The sequence below is a fragment of the Nonomuraea sp. NPDC049486 genome, from assembly GCF_040676925.1.
Taxonomy (GTDB): Bacteria; Actinomycetota; Actinomycetes; order Streptosporangiales; family Streptosporangiaceae; genus Nonomuraea; species Nonomuraea ferruginea.
In genome coordinates, this window is the sequence record NZ_JBFAPV010000001.1 from 285,431 (window position 1) to 300,445 (window position 15,015).

At 71.9% G+C, this 15,015-nt stretch carries 12 protein-coding genes; 4 read left to right on the forward strand and 8 right to left on the reverse strand.

Going from position 1 to position 15,015, the window contains the following annotated elements:
* Nucleotides 1-24: 24 nt before the first annotated feature.
* The 5 genes from AB0K05_RS01385 to AB0K05_RS01405 form a co-directional block, all read right to left on the reverse strand.
* A complete protein-coding gene (locus AB0K05_RS01385) occupies nucleotides 25-525 on the reverse strand; it encodes a methylated-DNA--[protein]-cysteine S-methyltransferase (RefSeq protein ID WP_364225523.1) in 501 nt (166 codons plus the stop codon).
* Nucleotides 522-1,946, reverse strand: a complete 1,425-nt coding sequence (locus AB0K05_RS01390; RefSeq protein WP_364225526.1) for a DNA-3-methyladenine glycosylase 2 family protein — start codon at nucleotides 1,944-1,946, stop codon at nucleotides 522-524. Before AB0K05_RS01390 ends, AB0K05_RS01385 begins: the two co-directional genes overlap by 4 nt.
* 71 nt (nucleotides 1,947-2,017) lie before the next feature.
* Complete coding sequence (locus AB0K05_RS01395; RefSeq protein ID WP_148037008.1) at nucleotides 2,018-2,959, reverse strand: NYN domain-containing protein; 942 nt, start codon at nucleotides 2,957-2,959, stop codon at nucleotides 2,018-2,020.
* A 107-nt stretch (nucleotides 2,960-3,066) separates the two neighbouring features.
* Nucleotides 3,067-3,279, reverse strand: a complete 213-nt coding sequence (locus AB0K05_RS01400; protein ID WP_148037009.1) for an acyl-CoA carboxylase subunit epsilon — start codon at nucleotides 3,277-3,279, stop codon at nucleotides 3,067-3,069.
* On the reverse strand, nucleotides 3,276-4,862 hold the full coding sequence (locus AB0K05_RS01405; protein ID WP_271280399.1) for an acyl-CoA carboxylase subunit beta: 1,587 nt from the start codon (nucleotides 4,860-4,862) through the stop codon (nucleotides 3,276-3,278). Before AB0K05_RS01405 ends, AB0K05_RS01400 begins: the two co-directional genes overlap by 4 nt.
* Nucleotides 4,863-4,898: 36 nt before the next feature.
* On the opposite strand from AB0K05_RS01405, the gene AB0K05_RS01410 reads away from it, so the two are divergent.
* The 3 genes from AB0K05_RS01410 (at nucleotide 4,899) to AB0K05_RS01420 (ending at nucleotide 9,912) form a co-directional block, all read left to right on the forward strand.
* A complete protein-coding gene (locus tag AB0K05_RS01410; protein ID WP_148037011.1) occupies nucleotides 4,899-5,669 on the forward strand; it encodes an ABC transporter ATP-binding protein in 771 nt (256 codons plus the stop codon).
* Nucleotides 5,666-7,228: a hypothetical protein gene (locus AB0K05_RS01415; protein WP_271280398.1), complete on the forward strand. Its 1,563-nt coding sequence runs from the start codon at nucleotides 5,666-5,668 to the stop codon at nucleotides 7,226-7,228. The genes AB0K05_RS01410 and AB0K05_RS01415 overlap by 4 nt, the downstream gene beginning before the upstream one ends.
* A 68-nt stretch (nucleotides 7,229-7,296) precedes the next feature.
* Nucleotides 7,297-9,912 carry a phosphoenolpyruvate carboxylase gene (locus tag AB0K05_RS01420; RefSeq protein WP_148037013.1) on the forward strand — a complete coding sequence of 872 codons (2,616 nt, stop codon included), beginning with the start codon at nucleotides 7,297-7,299 and terminating at the stop codon, nucleotides 9,910-9,912.
* A 9-nt stretch (nucleotides 9,913-9,921) separates the two neighbouring features.
* Here the strand turns inward: AB0K05_RS01420 and AB0K05_RS01425 are convergent, their stop codons facing one another.
* The 3 genes from AB0K05_RS01425 to AB0K05_RS01435 form a co-directional block, all read right to left on the reverse strand.
* On the reverse strand, nucleotides 9,922-10,998 hold the full coding sequence (locus tag AB0K05_RS01425) for an epoxide hydrolase family protein (RefSeq protein ID WP_364225533.1): 1,077 nt from the start codon (nucleotides 10,996-10,998) through the stop codon (nucleotides 9,922-9,924).
* Nucleotides 10,999-11,064: 66 nt separating this feature from the next.
* Nucleotides 11,065-11,904 carry a formate dehydrogenase accessory sulfurtransferase FdhD gene (gene fdhD, locus AB0K05_RS01430; RefSeq protein ID WP_271278365.1) on the reverse strand — a complete coding sequence of 280 codons (840 nt, stop codon included), beginning with the start codon at nucleotides 11,902-11,904 and terminating at the stop codon, nucleotides 11,065-11,067.
* Nucleotides 11,901-14,105, reverse strand: coding sequence for an FdhF/YdeP family oxidoreductase (locus AB0K05_RS01435; RefSeq protein ID WP_364225536.1), 2,205 nt, complete (start codon nucleotides 14,103-14,105; stop codon nucleotides 11,901-11,903). Before AB0K05_RS01435 ends, fdhD begins: the two co-directional genes overlap by 4 nt.
* Before the next feature lie 81 nt (nucleotides 14,106-14,186).
* Here AB0K05_RS01435 and AB0K05_RS01440 point away from each other — a divergent pair, with 81 nt between their 5' ends.
* Nucleotides 14,187-15,002: a biotin--[acetyl-CoA-carboxylase] ligase gene (locus AB0K05_RS01440; protein ID WP_364225539.1), complete on the forward strand. Its 816-nt coding sequence runs from the start codon at nucleotides 14,187-14,189 to the stop codon at nucleotides 15,000-15,002.
* Nucleotides 15,003-15,015: the final 13 nt, after the last annotated feature.

Genomic DNA, 15,015 nt, shown 5'->3' on the forward strand with positions numbered 1-15,015 from the left:
GCTGCCCGGTAATCAGTCACGCGGTCAGTTACGTCCGGACTCGTGGGCGAGCAGCCACGCCTTGACGGCGACGCCGTAGTAGTAGCCGCCGAAGCCGCCCGTGCTGGGCAGGACGCGGTGGCAGGGCACGAACGGGGCGATCAGGTTCTGGGCGCAGGCTCCGCCCGCCGCCCTGGCCGCCGACCTGGGCATCCCCGCCCGTTCGGCCAGCTCCGCGTAGGTGACCGTGGTGCCCGCCTTGACCTCGCGCAGGGCCTGGTGGAGCGCCTTGCGCCGGAGCGAGCCCGGCTGCTCGACCGGGACCGCGTCCAGGGCGTCGAGGTCGCCGGCGAAGTAGTCGCGCACCGCCCGCGACACCGGGCCGAGGTCGTCGACCACGGTCATGCCCTCGGCCTGGAGGGCGGGGGCGAGCCTGACGAACATCTCCTTGGGCTCGCCGGTGAAGCCGCCCGCGACGAGCACGCCGTCGCGAACCAGCACGGACAGTTCGCCCGCCGGGGTGGGCAGGACCTGAGCGTCGATCATCGATGACTCCAGAGGTGCAGGGCGGCGTAGGCCCGCCAGGGCCGCCACCGCTCAAGGTGATCCTTCGGGATGCCCAGCTCGGCCATGCGCCGGTCCAGCACCAGGTCTCCGGTGGGCCAGGCGTCGGGGTCGCGCAGCGCGCGCAGGGCGATGTAGCCGGCGGTCCACGGGCCGATGCCGGGGACCGCGAGCAGTTCCTTGACCGCCTCGGCGGGCTCCTGCGCGCCGTCGAGGTCGATCAGTCCGCCGGCCACGCGGGCGGCCAGCTCTTTCAGGGTGGTGACGCGCCTGCCGGTCAGCCCGAGGCCGGTCAGGTCGGCGTCGGCCAGCTCGGCGGCGGTGGGGAACAGCCGCCCGTCCGAGCCCGCCCGCGCCACGACGCGGCCCAGCAGGGTCCGGGCGCCCGCCACGGAGATCTGCTGGCCGACGACGGCGCGCACGGCCAGCTCGAACCCGTCGAACGTGCCCGGCACCCGGAGCCCCGGCCTGGCCTCGACGAGCGGGGCCAGCGAGGTCCGGCCGAGCGCGTCGCGGATGGCCTCCGGGTCGGCGTCCAGGTCCAGCAGCCGCCGGCAGCGTGCCACGATGCGGGCGAGCTGCCGGGTGTCGTCCACCGTCACGTCCAGCGCCAGATGGCCGGGGTGCGCGGTGAGCGTGATCGTCCCACCGGGCATGTTGCGGCTGTAGGCGGTGGCGTCCGCCACCTCCAGCCCCGGCACGGCACGCGCGGCGAGGAAGCCGAAGACCGCTGCCACCTCGTACGGCTCCCGCCGGTGCAGCCGCAACCGCAACGACGCGGCCCCGGGGACGGGATCGGCGGTGGGCACGGGCGCGGACACCCTGGCCCAGCCGCCGGCCGTCGCGCGCAGCTCGCTCGGCGTGAACCCGTACGTCTCCCGCATCGTCGCGTTGAACTGCCGGACGCTGCCGAACCCGGCGGCGAACGCGACGTCGGTGACCGGGAGCGCCGTCTCCGTCAGCAACTGCTTGGCCAGCAGCAGCCGCCGGGTCCTGGCCACCGCGAGCGGCCCGGCGCCGAGCTCGGCGACGAACAGCCGGTGCAGGTGGCGCTCGGTGATGTGCAGCCGCCTGGCCAGGCCGGCGACGCCGTCCTCGTCCGCGGCCCCGTCGTCGATCAGTCGCAGCGCCCTGCCGATGAGGTCGCCGCGGGTGTCCCAGCCGGGGTCGCCGGGCGAGAGCTCGGGCCGGCAGCGCTTGCACGGCCGGTACCCGGCGGCCTCCGCCGAGGCGGCATGCCGGTAGAAGCGCACGTTACGGGCGGCCGGCGTGCGCGCCGGGCAGATCGGACGGCAGTAGATCCGCGTCGTCTTCACCGCCGTGTAGAACCGCCCGTCGAACCGGGCGTCCCGCGCCGAGACGGCTCGGTAGCAGGCGTCGAAGTCGAGCTCCAAAGGCGACATGCTTCGAGACTATGCCTGCTCACCGGCACCGACTGGCGGGAATCGGACCTGACCGCGAAGGCCCAGGTCAGCTACTTGGACGAGACGCCCACCCCGAGATCGAACTCGCGGTAGACGCGCGCCCAGAACCCGTCGCGCAGCCACACCCGGGCCTCAGGATAGGGCCGCAGCGAGTGGCCCAGCTCCTTCTCCGCCTCGATCAGCAGCTCGGTGTCGATCACGGTGGGCAGGATGGGGCCGGGCAGCAGGTCGCGGATGTTGTCGCGGCCCCGCGTCAGGATCCACTTCTGCGCGACGTGCTCGCCGACGTCCTCCACCCGGGGCCGGCTCGGCCCGAGCTTGGCCACCTGGCCGGGCTTGACGTGCGGCTTGACCGGCGAGCGGCCCGCGAACACCTGGGCGGGCGACGGCGCCGCCGCCGGCGGGGCGACCGCCACGGGCTGCGGAGCACGGCTGAAAAAGGGCCTCAGGAAATCAGCGCTGATCACTTCCACGGTGTCGGACTCCCACACCAGGCGCTCGGCCTGGTTGGTGCCGTAGGGCGGCTCCACCCCCCAGAGGTGGATGCGCACCCCGTACGCCTGCGCGGCCTCCACGGCGGGGACCATGTCCTCGTCGCCGGCCAGCAGGATGGTGTCGGTCACCGCGTGGTGCCTGGCCAGCGCCTCCAGATCGCTCCTGATCTGCGCGTCGACGCCTTTCTGCTGGCCGCGCGCGTTCAGGTTGCCCAGCCGCACCTTCACCCAGGGCAGCTGGGCGATGACCCGCTGGTCGACGGTGGGCACGCGGTCACGGGCGGCGTCATACCAATAGATCCGCAACAGCTCACCAGAAATACGTTCCTCTGCATGTTTCTGAAGGCTCTGGATGAGCTCATCGGCGGCCACACGATATTCCTTGCGTTCCTTGGCGCCAAGGAGCACTTCACCCGCGGCAGCGTAGAGATAACCGACGTCCACCAGGACGGCGTACTTCGCTGCCACAGGGTGCGGCACCAGGTCTGGGATGGCCATGATGTCCTCCAGGCCGGAGCATTAGTTGATCGGCCGACTATATACGCCTACTTTCTCTAGATAGTCCCAACTACCGGAGAACTTGACACCCGATTCTCGGGATCGATCTAGGGCAGGGCACTCATCCGCCAAGCCGTCTTCCCCGGTGTGAGTGGGTTACGCATGCTTCGCGCAGGGTTTCGCCAAGATTGCGTCCGGGGCCGCGCCGGAGGTTCCGGCGCGGCGGGGCGGGCGGCGAGCACGGCGACCAGCGCCGCGAGTTCCTCGGGCGTGGCGTCGCCGCGCACGATGCGCAGGTGGGGACGTGACTGCTCGGTCATAGCGGGATGTTCCCATGCTTCTTGGGCGGGAGGGAGGCGCGCTTGTTGCGCAGCGCGCGCAGCGCCTTGACGACCTGGGCGCGGGTCTCGGAGGGGCGGATCACCGCGTCCACGTAGCCGCGTTCGGCGGCGATGTAGGGGTTGGCCAGCGTGTCCTCGTACTCGGTGACGCGCCTGGCGCGCTCGCTGTCGGGCTCGTCGGCGGCGGCCAGCTCGCGGCGGTAGAGGATGTTGACCGCGCCCTGCGCGCCCATGACCGCGATCTGCGCGGTGGGCCAGGCGAGGTTCACGTCGGCGCCGAGGTGCTTGGAGCCCATGACGTCGTAGGCGCCGCCGTACGCCTTGCGGGTGATGACGGTGACCAGCGGGACGGTCGCCTCGGCGTAGGCGTACAGCAGCTTGGCGCCGCGGCGGATGATTCCGTTCCATTCCTGATCAGTGCCGGGGAGGAAACCCGGGACATCAACAAAAGTCAGGATCGGAATATTGAAGGCATCACATGTTCGAATAAAGCGGGCGGCCTTCTCGGATGCGTTGATATCCAGACATCCGGCGAAATGCATGGGCTGGTTGGCGACGACGCCGACCGGCCGCCCGTCCACCCGGCCGAACCCGACGACGATGTTCTGCGCGAAGAGCTCCTGCACCTCCAGGAACTCCCCGTCGTCGAGCACGTGCTCGATCGCCCGGCGCATGTCGTACGGCTGGTTGGCCGAGTCCGGGATCAGCTCGTCCAGCTCCTGGTCGGGCTCCAGGTCCTCGGCGGCCTCGTACGCGGGAGCCTCGTCCAGGTTGTTGGTCGGCAGGTAGGACAGCAGCGCCTTGACGTACTCCAGCGCGTCGGTCTCGTCCGACGCCTGGTAGTGGGCCACGCCCGACCTGGAGTTGTGCGCGTGCGCCCCGCCCAGCTCCTCGAACGTGACCTCCTCGCCGGTGACCGTCTTGATGACGTCGGGGCCCGTGATGAACATGTGGGAGGTCTGGTCGACCATGACCACGAAGTCGGTCAGCGCGGGGGAGTAGACGTGGCCGCCGGCGGCGGCGCCCATGATGAGGGAGATCTGCGGGATCACGCCCGAGGCGTGCACGTTGCGCTTGAAGATCTCGGCGTACAGGCCGAGCGCGACCACGCCCTCCTGGATACGGGCCCCGCCGCCCTCGTTGATGCCGATGATCGGGCAGCCGGTCTTCAGCGCCATGTCGAGCACCTTGACGATCTTCTCGCCGTAGACCTCGCCGAGCGAGCCGCCGAACACGGCGACGTCCTGTGAGAAGACGCACACCTGCCGGCCGTCGACGGTGCCGTAACCGGTGATCACCCCGTCGCCGTAGGGACGCTTCTTCTCCAGGCCGAACATGCTCGACCGGTGCCTGGCGAACTCGTCGAACTCCACGAACGAGTCCTCGTCCAGCAGCGCGAGCACCCGCTCGCGCGCGGTCATCTTGCCCTTGGCGTGCTGTTTCTCGACAGCGGCGGCGGACCCGGCGTGCAGCGCCTCGTCCCGCCGCCGTTCCAGGTCAGCGATCTTCCCAGCCGTGGTGTGGATGTCCGGCATGGCCGGCACAGGTTCAGCAGCGCTCATGCGCGCAAGAGTAAACCCTGCTCATAGAGTGGCTTCATGAAGGATGCCGTTCGGACCAGCGGCCTGTTCAAAAGATACGGGCCGCAGATCGCAGTCGCGGGCGTCGACCTGGTCGTGCCGGCGGGCAGTTTCGCCGGTCTGGTCGGGCCCAACGGGGCCGGCAAGACCACCACCCTCAGCATGATCACCGGCCTGCTCCGGCCCGACGGCGGCCACGCCGAGATCGACGGCTTCCACGTCTGGCGCGACCCCGTCGCGGTCAAGGCACGCATCGGCGTGCTGCCCGAGGGGCTGCGCCTGTTCGAGCGGCTGTCCGGCCGTGAGCTGCTCCTCTACAACGGCAGGCTGCGCGGCATCCCCAAGGCGGAGGTCGAGCGGCGCGCCACCGACCTGCTGCAGCTGATGGACCTGGCCGGCGCGGCCGACAAGCTCGTCGTCGACTACTCCACCGGCATGCGCAAGAAGATCGGCCTGGCGGCGGCGCTGCTCCACAACCCGTCCGTGCTCTTCCTCGACGAGCCGTTCGAGGGCGTCGACCCGGTCAGCGCCAACACCCTCACCGAGGTGCTGCGCGCCTTCACCGCCTCCGGCTCCACCGTGATCTTCTCCAGCCACGTCATGGACCTGGTCGAGCGGCTGTGCGACTGGGTGTCGGTGATGAACGGCGGCCACATCGTCGCCCAGGGCCCGCTGGAGCGGGTGCGCGACGGGCGCAGTCTCAACCAGGCGTTCCTGGAGCTCGTCGGCGGCCCGCAGACCGGCGGCGGCACCGGGCTGACCTGGCTCGGGCAGCGGGACACGCCGTGACCACCGTCCGCCTCTTCGCCGAGCTCAAGCTCCGCCTGCTGGCCGGCAACCTGCGCGGAGACCTCGCGCGCAAGCTCGGCTTCGTCTTCACCCTCGTCATGGCCGCGTTCCTGGCCGCGCTCGGCTTCTTCCTGATGAGCCTGGTCCGGCTGGCGCAGCCGGAGATCGCCGCCGACATCGTCATCGTGGTGTTCACCCTGTTCCTGGTGAGCTGGATGATCGTGCCACTGCTGGCGTTCGGCCTGGACGACACGCTCGACCCGGCGCGGCTTGCGCTGTTCCCGCTGCCGACCGCGCGGCTGGCCGTGGGCATGTTCACCGCCTCGGCCACCGGCGTGTGGCCGGCGGCGACGCTGATCGTCACGGCCGGCGCGCTGGCCGGGCTGGCCTCCGGCGCCGGCGGGTTCCTGATCGGCGTGCCGGCCGTGCTGCTGCAGTTCGCGCTCTGCCTGGTCGCCTCCCGGCTGGTGACCACCTCGCTGTCCAGCGCGCTGCGCACCCGGCGCGGGCGCGACGTGCTCGCGGTGGCCGCGATCGGCGCGGTGCTGCTCTTCCAGCTGCCCAACCTGCTGATCAACAGCGACCTGGGCGACCCGCTGTCGCTGTTGCACGGCACCGCCGCCGTGCTGCGCTGGACGCCCTCCGGCATGGCCGCGCACGCGATCGCCGACGGCGGCCTGGTGGGCGTGGCCGAGCTGGCCGTCGTGGCGCTCGTGGTGGTCGCCGCCGCCTGGCTGTGGATCAAGGCGCTGAGCCGCGCCCTGGTCACGCCCGACGTGTCGAACGAGGCCGCCACCGTACGCCGTGACAGCGGTCTCGTCGACCGGATCGTGCCCGACGGGCCGCTGGCGGCCGTGGTGACCAAGGAGCTCAAGTACATCCGGCGCGAGCCCCGCTACCGCGTCGTCTGGTTCACCGCGGTGGTGGTGACCGCCGTGCTGGCGATCTCGTTCGGCCGGGGTGACGGCCCCAGCGGGCCCGGTGTGCCGATCATGCTCACCGCGGCCGGCGGGCTGATGGTGTCGCTGCAGCTGTGCAACGCGTTCGGCATCGACGGCCGCTCCCTGTGGATGAACGCCGTGGCGATCGGCTCCGAGCGCGGTCTCAGCGTCGACCTGGCGGGCCGCCACCTGGCCAACGCGCTGGTCGCGGCGCCGATGCTGGTGGCGATCGCGGTCGTCACCGGGGTGCTGACCGGCAGTCCGGGCGCGATCGTCTGGGCGGTCTTCGCGGGCCTGGGCGCGCTGGGCATCGGGTGCGGCGTCGGCGCCGTGACCAGCGTCGTCATCCCGTACACGATCCCCGAGCGGCTCAACGCCTTCACCGGCGCCGCGCCCGGCCAGGGCGGGCAGGCGTTCGCCTCGTCCATGGGCGCGATGGTCGGCATCTCCCTGCTGACGCTGCCGTTCATCGTGCCGATGCTCTTCGGCCTGCTCTGGGTGTGCGCGCTCGCGCCCTTCTACGGCCTGGCCGCGGAGGTGCTCGGCCGCAGGCTCGGCGCGCGTATCGGCTTCGCCAGGATGCCCGAGCTGCTGGCCGCCGTCTCGAAGCCCGCCTGACCAGTGGTCTAGTCCAATAAGTGAGACCCCTCTGCGGCGTCCAGGAAGCGGTGTATACGCTTCGAAGCATGATTGACCAGGGGCTGGAGCATCGCAGTGCCGCAGTGACCGAGATGCCCGACGAGCTGCGCAGAGACGTGCGGTTGCTCGGCAGCCTGCTCGGGGAGGTGATCGCCGAGCAGGGCGGCGAAGATCTGCTGGCCGACGTCGAACGCCTGCGCAAGGCCGTCATCGCCGCCCGCAGAGGCGAGGTGTCCGGCGACGAGATCGTCGAGATGGTGTCCGGGTGGGAGATCGACCGGGCGGTGGAGATCGCCCGCGCGTTCACGTGTTACTTCCACCTGGCCAACCTGGCCGAGGAGCACTACCGCATCCGCTCCCTGCGCCGCCGCGACACCGAGGACGGGGTGCAGCGCGAGTCGCTGGCGCACGCCGTGCAGGAGCTGGGCGCCGAGCGCGTCGCCGAGCTCGTCCGCGACCTGGAGCTGCACCCCGTGCTGACCGCCCACCCGACCGAGGCGCGCAGGCGCGCCGTCGCCACCGCCATCCAGCGCGTCAGCCACCAGCTCACCGAGTACGACGCGCCCGAGCGGGGCGCCTCCGAGCGGGCCGAGTCCAGGCGCCGCCTGCTGGAGGAGATCGACCTGCTCTGGCGTACGGCGCAGCTCCGCAACACCCGGCTGGACCCGCTCGACGAGGTCCGCACCGCCATGGCGGCCTTCGACGAGACCCTGTTCAGGGTGGTGCCGCAGGTCTACCGGTCGCTGGACGCGGCGCTGCACGACAGCGTCGGCGAGCCGCTCGCCCGGCCGTTCATCCGCTTCGGCAGCTGGATCGGCGGCGACCGCGACGGCAACCCCAACGTCACCGCCAAGGTCACCCGCGAGGCCATCCAGATCCAGGCCGAGCACGTGCTCACCGCCCTGGAGAACGCCTGCCTGCGGATCGGCCGCACGCTCACCGCCTCGGCCCAGTTCGCCCCCGCCTCGCCCGAGCTGCGCGCCGCGCTGGCCGCCGCCGTCGACCACCACCCCGACCTGGTCTCCGAGCTGGCCACCCGGTCGCCGCGGGAGCCGCACCGGCAGTGGCTGCTGTTCGTCGCCGCCCGCGTCGCCGCCACCCGCAGCCGCGACCTCGACCTCGCCTACCGCGGCCCCGCCGAGCTGCTCGCCGACCTGCGCCTCGCGCAGGACTCGCTCGCCAAGACCGCGGTACGCCAGGCGTACGGGGAGCTGCAGCACCTGATCTGGCAGGTGGAGACGTTCGGCTTCCACCTGGCCGAGCTGGAGGTCCGCCAGCACTCCCAGGTGCACGCGGCGGCCCTGGAGGAGATCCGCGCGGGCGGCGAGCTGTCGGAGCGCACCGAGGAGGTGCTGGCCACGATCCGGGTCATCGCCTGGATCCAGGACCGGTTCGGCGTCGAGGCCTGCTCCCGCTACGTGGTCTCGTTCACCCGCTCCGCCGACGACGTCGCCGCCGTGCACGAGCTGGTGTCGCACGCCCTCGGCGCGCGCCCGCTGGCGCTGGACGTGGTGCCGCTGTTCGAGTCGGGCGAGGACCTGGTCAACTCGCCCCGCGTGCTCACGGGCATGCTCGACATCCCGCAGGTCCAGCAGCGGCTGGCCGACACCGGGCGGCGCATGGAGATCATGCTGGGTTACTCCGACTCGGCCAAGGAGCTCGGCCCGGCCGCCGCGACCCTCCGCCTGTACGAGGCGCAGGAGCAGCTCACGGCGTGGGCCGCCGCGCACGACGTCAAGCTGCGGATGTTCCACGGCCGCGGCGGCGCGCTCGGCCGGGGAGGCGGCCCGGCCAACCGCGCCGTGCTCGCCCAGGCGCCCGGCTCGGTCGCCGGCCGATTCAAGGTCACCGAGCAGGGCGAGGTCATCTTCGCCCGCTACGCCCACATGGCGATCGCCCGCCGCCACCTGGAGCAGGTCGCCAACGCCGTCCTGCTGGCCTCCTCCCCGGCGGTCGGCGCCCGCACCGCCGCCGCCGCCGAACGCTTCCGCCCGCTCGCCGAGCGGGTCGCCCGCGCGTCCGAGGAGGCGTACCGCGCGCTCACCGAGGCCCCCGGCTTCCCTGAATGGTTCGCCCTGGTCAGCCCGCTGGAGGAGATCGGCTCCCTGCGCCTCGGCTCCCGCCCGGCCCGCCGGGGCCTGGGCGCCCCGCGCTCGCTGGACGACCTGCGGGCCATCCCGTGGGTGTTCGCCTGGGCCCAGACCCGCGTCAACCTGCCGGGCTGGTACGGCATCGGCACCGGCCTGGCGGCCGCCGACTCCCTGGAGGAGCTGCAGGCCGCCTACGCCGAGTGGCCGCTGTTCAACTCGCTGCTCGACAACGCCGAGATGTCGCTGGCCAAGACCGACCGCTCCATCGCGGCCCGCTACCTGGCGCTCGGCGGCAGGGACGACTTCGCCGAGCAGGTCCTGGAGGAGTACGACCGCACCCGCAGGCTGGTGCTGAAGGTCACCGGCCACAAGCGCCTCCTGGAGAACCGCAAGGTCCTCTCGCGCGCCGTCCAGCTCCGCGACCCGTACGTCGACGCCCTGTCACACCTGCAACTGCGTGCCCTGACGGTGCTGCGCACCGGCGACCCGTCCGACCACGAACGCGACCGCCTGTCCACGCTCCTCCTGCTGTCCGTCAACGGGGTGGCGGCAGGTCTGCAGAACACGGGCTGATGCCGGGGGTCAGGTCAGGCTGAGGAAGAAGTCGCGGACGTCCGAGGTGAGGGCGTCCGTGGCGGTGTGGGCCGTGTAGTGGCCGCGGGCCGGGGCCGGCAGCGTCTTCCAGGAGACGATCCGGGCGTGGTCGCGGTCCGCGAACGGCCGGATCGACTTGAAGTCGCCCTCGCCCATCGCCAGCGCGATCGGCACCGTCGTGGGCTCCTTGGGCTGCTCGGCGCGGGCGTTCTCCCAGTAGAGCCGGAGCGCCGACGCGGCGGTGCCGGTGAACCAGTGGATGGCGGCGTGGGTCAGCACGAAGTCGTCGTCCAGGTCCTCGTCGAAGAGCTGGGCCAGCCAGCCGACCAGGCCCGAGGGGGAGTCCATGAGGGCGTGGGCCAGGGTCTGCGGCTGCTGCGAGTGCAGGACGTTGAAGGCGCCCTTCTCCTTCCAGAACCAGTCGAGGACGGCCAGGCCCTGCTGGTCCTCCTCCGAGAGGCCGGCGAACTCGGCCGGGTCGCCCGACGGGAAGGAGAAGAGCTGGGTCACGTGGACGCCGACGCAGTGGCCGGGGTCCACCCGGCCGATCTCGGGAGAGATCATCGAGCCGGCGTCGTTGCCCACCGCGCCGTAGCGGGTGTAGCCGAGGCGGGCCATCAGCTCGGCCCAGGCGCGGGCGATGCGCACGTTGTTCCAGCCCAGCTCCCTGGTCGGGCCGGAGAAGCCGTAGCCGGGCAGCGACGGGACGACCAGGTGGAAGTGGCGCGACAAGGGCTCGATGGCGTCGAGATACTCGGCGAAGCTGCCCGGCCAGCCGTGGGTGAGGATCAGCGGCAGCGCGTCCGGGTTGTCGGAGCGGACGTGGACGAAGTGGATGTCCTGCCCGTCGATCTCGGTGACGAACTGCGGGTGGGCGTTGAGGCGGGCCTCGACGGCCCGCCAGTCGAAACCGTCGCGCCAGTACGAGACCAGCCGCTGGACCCGCGAGACCGGGACGCCCTGGTCGGCGCCGGGGATCTCGTCGGCGAAGCGGGTCAGGGCCAGGCGGGCCCGCAGGTCGTCGAGGTCGGCCTGGGGGATCTCGATGCGGAAGGGACGGATCACGGGAGGCTCCTCGGAAGAGAACGGAACGGCTTGTTCTGTTCCCCAACTATAGCAGAACGGAATGCTTCATTCCATAAGAATCCGCTCATGGCCGGCATAGACGTTGCACCGCTCCCCCCGCAGGAAGCCCACCAGCGTCAGCCCGAACTCCATGGCCAGGTCGACCGCCAGCGACGAGGGCGCCGACACCGCGCACACCACCGGCACCCCGGCCGCCAGCGCCTTCTGCATGATCTCGTAGCCGGCCCGGCCGCTCACCATGAGCACGTGCCCGGCCAGCGGCAGCCGGTCGTTCATGGCCGACCAGCCGACGAGCTTGTCGACGGCGTTGTGCCGGCCGACGTCCTCCCGTACCGCCAGAAGGGCGCCGTCGGCGGTGAACAGGCCGGCCGCGTGCAGCCCGCCGGTCTTGCCGAACACGCCCTGGCCCGCGCGCAACGCGTCCGGCAGCCCGTACAGGACCTCGGGGTCGATGGGCGGCCCGCCCGGCGGGAGCGGGGCGCACCGCTCGTGCAGCCGGTCCAGGCTCGCCGAGCCGCACACGCCGCACGCGCTGGAGGTCACGAAGTGACGCTCCAGGGCGGGCAGGTCGGGGATCGGCCCGCGCAGCCGCACGGTGACGGTGTTGTAGCGCTCCTCCGGCGGCAGGTCCTCGTCGGTGCAGTACGCGATGGACGCGATCTCCCCGGGCCCGGCCAGGCCCTCGCCGTGCAGGAACCCGGCGGCCAGCTCGAAGTCGTGCCCCGGCGTGCGCATGGTGATCGCCACCGTCTTGCGCGCCCCGCCGAGCCCGACGAGCCGTATCTCCAGCGGCTCCTCGGTGGCCAGGTTGTCGCGGCGCTCGCGGGCCGTGCGCCCGTTCAGCTCGCGGATCCGGGCGCGGCTGGTGGGGCCGGGCCTGCTCACAGCGCCCGCACGGTGACGACGGCGTTGTAGTCGGGGATCCGCGCCTGCGGTGACCGGCGCGCCTCGTCCAGCAGCACGTTGCCCTCGGGCCAGTGGACCTGCAGGTTTCCGGGGACGAGCGGGGCGCGCAGCACCTTGCCCCGGTACGAGCGCTCGCCCGCGCGCAGCTCGACCGGGGTGCCGTCGGGCAGGCCGAGCCGGTCGGCGTCGTACGGGCTCATCAGCACGGCTTCGCGCATCGCGCCGTTGAAGCCGTCCATGCGCTCGTGGACCATGCTGTTGAACTGCTTGCCGCGCCGGGTGGCGACGGAGAACGCGCCGTCGGGCCGCTCCAGCGCCGGTGGATCGACCGCCGAGAACCCGCCCCGCCCGTCGGGGGTGGGGAAGCGGCCGTCGGGGCAGAGGTGGCGGCCGCCATACTGGACGCTGTCGCCGAACCGCCGCAGCCCGGCGATGCCTTCGTAGAAGGGCACCGCGCGCTCGATCTCCTCGCGGATCGCGGGCGTGCCGGTGAACCTCACGAGTCTTGAAATTTCGGGACGTGTGGTGGCGGCCAGCTCGGTGAAGATCTTCCACTCCGGCCACGCCTCGCCGATCCGCGGCCCCTCCACCTCCGGCGAGAAGATCACCCGCCGCTCGGTCGACGTCTCGGTCACCCCGCCCGCCATCTCGTAGCGCGTCTGCGCGGGCAGCAGCAGCACGTCGCCCTCGGCAGGCACGAGCATCTGCGACGACAGCACGATGTCGATGTGCACCCGCAGCTTGAGCCGGGACAGCGCCTCCCGGCAGTAGTCAGGGTCGGGCAGCACCTCCAGGAAGTTGCCGCCGGAGGAGACCAGCGCGTCCAGCTCCCGCGCGTGCGCCGCGTCGATCATGTCAGTCGCCGTCAGCCCCGGCGAAGAAGGCACCTCGAACCCCCACATCCCGGAGAACTTCGCCGCGTTCTCCGGCGTGACGGGCAGCCCGCCCGGCAGCCCGGTCGCGTACGCCCCCATCTCGGCACCGCCCTGCACGCCGCTGTGGCCGCGGATCGGCATCAGCCCGCACCCGTCGCGCCCCACGAAGCCTCTGGCCAGCGCCAGGTTGACGATCGCGCGTACGTTGTCCTCGCCGTGGGTGTGCTGGGTGATGCCCATCGACCACACCAGCACGGCGGAGCGGGCCTCGCCCAGCATCCTGGCCAGGCGCAGCATCTCGTCCCTGGTCGACCCCGACAGCGCCTCCAGCACCTCCCACGACTGCTCCGACACGGCCCGGCGGGCCTCCTCGAAGCCGGTGGTGTGCCCGGCGACGAACTTCTCGTCGATCCAGTCGTTCTCGATCAGGTGCTTGAGCACCCCGTTGAGGAAGCCGATGTCGCCGCCCTGGTGAACCCCGAAGAACTCATCGGTGATCTTCGTGCCGAACAGGGCCGACTCGGCGTTGGACGGCACCCAGTAGCGTTCCATGCCGGGCTCGCGGTAGGCGTTGACCATCGCGATCCGGGTGCCGGCCTTCTTGGCGTGGTAGAGATACTTCATCGCCACCGGCTGGTTGTTCGACGGGTTCGACCCGATGAACACGATCAGGTCGGAGCCGATCCAGTCCTGATACGAGCAGGTCGTGGCCGCCGCCCCGATGGTGTCCTTGAGCGCCACCGTCGACGGCGAGTGGCAGATGCGGGCGGCGTTGTCGACGTTGTTGGTGCCGAGCGCCCGCACCGCCTTCTGGGCCGCGTAGTAGTTCTCGTTCGGCATGCCGCGGCTGGTCAGGTAGGCGCCGAAGCGCGCGTCGCGCAGCCCGCCGGCCGCCACCCGCAGCGCCTCGTCCCACGACACGCGGGTGAAGCCGGGCTCGCCGGCGCGCCGCAGCATCGGGTACGGCAGCCGCCCCAGCTCCCGGAGCTCGGCGCTCCTCTTCCCGGCGAGCCGGTCGGCGTCCGCCAGCACCGACACGTCGAGCGCGGGCATCGTGTTGAGCGGCAGCAGCCGCAGCCTGATGTTGCACAGGTGGACCTCCCGCATGGTCCAGTCGCGCATGCCCTTGGTGCCGAGCGCGCACCCGTCGCACGTCCCCCGGGTGAGGATCCGCCACGCGTAGCGCCTGTTGCCCTTGACCGACCGGAAGGCCTTGATCAGCTCCAGGTAGTTGTTCGGCTTGCGCAGCCCGAGGCCGAACGGCCGCCACGAGGCCCAGTTGCGCGGATCCAGTCGCTTGCTCATGCGTCCATCTTGCTCCTGGCCGATCCGTGGTTCCGCCCGGCCCTTCCGGAGTCCGGCAGGCGGATGCGACAGGATGGGGGGATGTCTCGCTACCACGACCTCGACCGGCCACCCCTGTCCGAGGCGGCGCTCAACCGCGCCCTGGTCCGCCCCGGCTCGCTGTGGACGGGCATCAGGGTCGTCGACAGCACCGGCTCCACCAACGCCGACCTCGCCAAGGCCGCCAGGGACGGCGCGCCCGAGGGCGCGGTGCTGGCCGCCGAGGAGCAGGTGGCGGGCCGCGGCAGGCTGGGCCGCCCCTGGACCGCTCCGGCGTACGCGGGGCTGACGTTCTCGGTCCTGCTCAGGCCCGAGGCGCCGGTCACCGCGTACGGGTGGCTGCCGCTGCTGTTCGGCGTGGCCGCCGCGTCCGCGGTGCGCCGCCTGGCCGAGGTGGACGTGCGCCTGAAGTGGCCCAACGACCTGCTGATCGGCGAGCGGAAGCTGGCCGGGGTGCTAGCCGAGCGGGTCGAGGGCGGGGTGGTGATCGGCATCGGGCTGAACGTGCTGCTGAGCGAGGACGAGTTGCCCGTCGCCACCGCGACCTCGCTGGCCGTGGAGAAGGCCGCCTGCGTCGACCGCGACCCGCTGCTGCGGGCCGTGCTGCGGGAGGTCGAGACCCACTACCGCGAGTGGGACGAGGCGGGCGGCGACGCCGACGCCTGCGGGCTGCGCGCCGCCTACCTGGCCCGCTCCGCCACCGTCGGCCGCGACGTGCGGGTGGAGCTGCCCGGCGGCAGCGTGCTCACCGGACGCGCCACCGGCGTCGACCGGTCGGGCCACCTTCAGGTGAGCGCCGAGGACCGGGCCTACGCGCTGAGCGCGGGCGACGTCGTGCATGTTCGGGCCACGACGTAGCCGCCGATCGGCC